We start from the raw sequence: 4807 nt of genomic DNA, 5'->3' as shown, positions 1-4807 counted from the left end.
TTTTGGCCCATCCGCTGAACCAGTCCAGCATATTCAGCGCCAAAAAAGCCGCAAACAGATACCAATACTCTCCCAGAATGCCGCTTAGCAGCATGACCACACCCCCTACCAGCGCATTGTACACATTCAACACCTTCTCCACCATGCTTCCTCCTTACGCCACCTTTACCGGGATGTTGCCCAGCTGGGCGGCCTTGTCCGCCACCAGCTTATGCAGCACCGCAAAGTCGCCGGGGCTCACCGGACCAATGGTAATGGTACTCAGGGAGGCAGGAGTGTTGGGCTGTTCCTGCTGCTCAGGGGGTCTGGTCTGTGCTGCACCGGAACCATCACCGGCAGGCTGACCGGGAGATTTGGCAAAGCCATTCAGGCCAGCGGCCTTCATAATTGCCGGGTAATCCTTGTAGGCAATGTCCAAATCCACATCACCCGCAACGCCATCCACCTTGCCGGTGCTGGAATGCTGCCAGATGCCATAGGGCATGGGGCAGGTGCATTGGGGGCCGTACTGGGCCGCCCACACATCGTACCGGGTCAGCTCCTTGTAGTTCAGCTTGTTGGCCACAAAATCGGTGCTGGCGTACAGCATCCCATAGTAGCCAGCCTGCTCCACCTGGCTTAAAAAGGTTTTCACCAGCTGGGTGCGCTGAGCGTTGCTCTGGGCCAGAATGCAGGGCTCATACTCAATGTCGTAGGCCACCGGCAGCTCAAACTGCTTGCCGGCAATCACCTGCAAAAATGCCTGGGCCTCCTGCTGGGCTTCGGCGGTGCTGGCAGCATAGCTGTACCAGTAGGCACCCACAGCAATGCCCAGCCGCTTGCACTCGGCATAGTTCCGCTCAAAGGTGGGGTCCTTCTGGCTGGCGTGCTTGCCGTAGCCTGCCCGCAGCATGGCGCCCTCAATGCCTGCTGCCTTCACCTTGGCCCAATCAATGGAATTGCCCTGCCATTTGGATACATCAATTAACTTCATTGTTCTCGCTCCTTTATATTCTTGATTTGTCCCCGGCCATGAATGACCGGGGATTTGTTTGTTACACCACGCCGCAGTCAATGACCGAAAAGCTGGCATCCCGTAAAAAATCCGGTTGGCCATCCTTCCCTTCCACCAGTCCGGGGCTTACCTTCACATCCGAGAGATACACAAGCCGGGTGAGCCAGCGGCCCATGTTGAAATTGAAGTAGTGGCAATAAAAGGTGAAGTGGCCGTTTTCAAACCACCGGTTCATCTCCCACCACAGCTGGCAGGAAATCACGCTCCAGCCCATCTCCTGCTTGTCGATGCTCCGGCCCACCATCCGGCCCACCATGGTGCCCTGAGCATTCCGGGCACTGTCCACCAGACGGCTGGTGGTAAAGGGTGCACTGCCCACATCCGGGTAAGGCACCTTCAAACTGTAATTGGTTTTATCTGTGTAGGGGCTAGCCCCCAGATACAAAAAACCTGTGGATTCCTTTAAATCAATAGGCATCTGCAAAAGCACCTCCAATTCGTCTGCCCTGTCTTGCCTTGATTTGATTCATAGCCCGGTACAGCACCTGGCCATCCAGTGTCACCTCAATGGGCTGGGTGGCAGTAATTTCCTGCCGGTTCATCTGCACAATGGCCGAGGCCAACCGGTTGATGGTCCCCTCCAGCCCGGCCACGCTTTCGCCCATGATGCTGCGCAGCTTGCTTTCCGGGGCTACAATTTCGGGGTTTGCTGCCGCCCCTGCATATTCGCCCATCATGGCAAGGGTGGGCTGGGTAATCACGCCGCCATTGGCCAGCATGGGGATTTGCGGCGCAGAAACCGCCGGGATATTTAGGCCGAACTGAGAGCCGCCAAGCCCAGGCACCCAGCTGGGAATCTGAATGTTCAGACTGTTCAGGGCAGAAATCATGCCGTTGATGCCTGTCACCACGGCGGAAATCATGCCGTTTAAAAAGCTGATGATGCCATTCAGGTTGCTGCGGAAGATTTCCACAATTCCCTGCCAAACGCTGGAGAACACCTGCTGCACTCCCTGCCATGCCCTGCTCCAATTTCCGGTGAAAACACCTGCCACAAAATCCACCAGCCCACGGAATGCCCCCTGCAAGCTGGAGGAAACAATCTTCCAGGCATTGATGGCATTCTGTCCGGTGGCTTGCCAGATGCCCCCGAAAATGCTCTGCACCATCTTCCAGGCGTTGCTCCACGCCCCTGTAAAGGCGCCGGAAACAAAACTCAAAATATTTCCAAGCGTGTTCTTCAGCCCAGAACTAATGTTCTGCCAGACCGTGGAGGTGTTGTCCCAAATCTGCTGCCAGGCTGTGCCCACCAGATTTTTAACCCACTGGAACTTTTGCGAGAAGAAGTCGGCAACGGTATGCCAGGTGTCGGACAGTCCTTTGAACAGCCCCTGCACCAGGAACACGCCGATTTCCAAAAACACTCTGGAGGGCGAATGGATGCCCAGCATCTCTTTAACACCTTCCACCATTGGCTTAATCAGGTTGTTGTACAGCCATTTGCCAATGTCGCACAGAAGATTCCACATACCCTTCAGCAAGCCTTGTATGCCATTTTCGCCGATGTCGGTGAAGTAGGAACCAAGTTTCTCTCCTATGCCCGCAAGTGCCTCTTGCAAGAAAATCCAAATACCTCCAGCTAACTGGCCCAGTGAATAAGCCAAACCTGATACAATGCCGGCCCAGTCGATGCTTGCCAGCATTTCACGAACAGTTGCGCCCATTCCCGCCCAATCAATTCCTCGGATTAGATTCTGCAATCCCTCCAAAAGACCAAAGGCAAGGTTGTTTAAGTCCATTGCAAACTGCACCCAGTCGATATTATTTATAGCTGCCATAATTGCAACGGCCAAGCTGCTGCCCAGGGATGCAAAATCGAAGGTTGTCACAAATCCGTGAAGGGTTTCCAGTGCTGCTTTCAGCTTATCGGTAAGCCAGCGGCCCACCGCCTGCCAGTCCAGCGTTTGAACCGCCCGGTTCAAGCCTGTGCCAAGGCCACTGCCAAGGCCTGTCCAATCGAAGTTCTGGAAAAAGTCGTCATAGCAGTGTAAGGCAAGGTTGAGACCATTTGCGAAGGTATCGCCCACAAGGCTCCAATCCAGCTTTTGAACAAAACCATTCAGCGTGTCTACCAGATTTTGCACCCACTGCCGGGCGGTTTGCTCGATGCTGGGCCAGTGGATGGCCGAAAGGCTTTGGTTCAGCTTTTCTGCCAGCAACTGACCCACCTGTGACCAGTCGCCCTGTTTAATGGATTCCAGCATTTTATCCAGCAAACTGGATTGCGGGTCAAAGCTATAATCCGGGGCAACGGTACCCCCTGCACCTCCACCACCGCTGCCGGACTGGGAGCCGGAATCCTGCTGCACCACATTCAGCTCATCAATGCCCAGGGTGTTGTTGGCTTCGGCCAGTTCTTTGGCTGCATCGGTGGCACCGCTCACCGACTGGGCATACTGGTTTGTGGCTACGGCACTTGCCTTCATACTGGCCACGCTTTTGCCGGTAAGCAGGCTAAACAGCCTTGCTATGTACGAAAACACCGTTGCCGCTGCATTGGCAAGCGCCGTTAATGCAGGAGTTAATGCTTGCACAATAGGTGCAGCTGCCGTACTTGCTGCACCTTTTAGGTTTGCAAGCGCGTCCCGGAACTGCCCCGAAGCCATAACCGCATTTTTGAAATAGGTGATTGTGCCGGTGAGGGCCCTGCTGATGCCGTTAAAAATCAAGGCACCGCCCACAATGCTGCGCAGCCGTGCTCCGAAGGACTGCATACCAGCCGTGCTTTGCTTGATGCCGCTGCGCAGCCGGGACAATGCCCGAACCCCAGACACCACCCCTTTTGCCAAGGCCTTAACGCTGGCTACTGCTCCGCTGGCCAGCTTCCGAAATCCTGCCAGAACACCCGAAACCATGTTTTTTACCAGCGAAGGGATGCTTGCAAGTGCCGCTCGTGCCGATGCCTTTATGCCGCTGAACGCAATTTGAGCAACCTGCCGCACTCTTTGCAGTGCGGCAGCCTGTACCGAAGAGGCCTGCTGTACCTGGGCCTGGGTGGATGCAGTGTTTTGGGCTTGCTGGGCCTGCTGCCGGGCAAGCTGCGCCTGCTGGGCTGCGGTGCGCTTGTGCTGCTGGGCCTGAAGTTCCACCGTCAGGCGCTGTTCTGCCGCAACCAGTCTGCTGCTAACGGATTTTTGCTCCCTCAGCAATTCCTGGTACAGTGTTTTTGTGGCGTTTGGCTTTGGAGCATTCAATGCCTGGGCCTGCTCGTTTTGCATCTTGTCCAGCTGGGCGTTTAGCGACTCAAATTCTGCTTCTAACTGTTCCACCTTCAGCTTTGCCAGCGCAAGGCTTTTGTTGAACTTTTCCCCCATGGTCTGGGCGGATTTTGCGGTGCCCTGCGCTGCTTGCTGCAAAGTACGCTGCATTACCTGCTGTGGTTTGGCCAGGATTTCCGCATTTTTGGCCGAAATTCGCTGGAATGTGGCCGTCATGGTTTGCTGAAGCCTGTCCCCTGCGTTGGCCCCTGCCTTCTGGATGGTTTTTTCAAGGACATTCGCCGTTTGCTGGGCTGCTTTTTCGGTTTGCTCTTTGATTTTGTTTTTAATAATCAGGTCGATGTAAATCGAACCTGCAGAAGTTCCCATTCACCAATCACCTCCCCCCAAATGCTGCCGCCATCATCCGCTCCAGGTCGGCCATGTCGCTGCGCCACTGGTCGGCATCAAAGGTCTGTTTGGCTTTGCCTGCCAGATGGTTCTGCCAATCGGTGCGGATTTGCCTTTGCCACGGGCTGAACTGCTTGATGCGTTC

At 55.2% G+C, this 4807-nt stretch carries 3 protein-coding genes; all 3 read right to left on the bottom strand.

Annotation, left to right across the window (positions count from 1 at the left end):
- Positions 1-154: 154 nt before the first annotated feature.
- On the bottom strand, positions 155-973 hold the full coding sequence (locus ACH2EM_RS07525; RefSeq protein WP_395151522.1) for a glycoside hydrolase family 25 protein: 819 nt from the start codon (positions 971-973) through the stop codon (positions 155-157).
- Between the two features lie 61 nt (positions 974-1034).
- Complete coding sequence (locus ACH2EM_RS07520) at positions 1035-1472, bottom strand: hypothetical protein (protein ID WP_395151521.1); 438 nt, start codon at positions 1470-1472, stop codon at positions 1035-1037.
- Positions 1462-4641, bottom strand: coding sequence for a hypothetical protein (locus ACH2EM_RS07515; protein ID WP_395151520.1), 3180 nt, complete (start codon positions 4639-4641; stop codon positions 1462-1464). Before ACH2EM_RS07515 ends, ACH2EM_RS07520 begins: the two co-directional genes overlap by 11 nt.
- Positions 4642-4807 lie beyond the last annotated feature (166 nt).

This window comes from uncultured Allofournierella sp. (assembly GCA_944382705.1).
In the GTDB taxonomy this organism is placed as follows: domain Bacteria; phylum Bacillota; class Clostridia; order Oscillospirales; family Ruminococcaceae; genus Allofournierella.
Note: the sequence above shows the minus strand (reverse complement) of the source record. Positions and strands in the feature narration are given on the sequence as shown.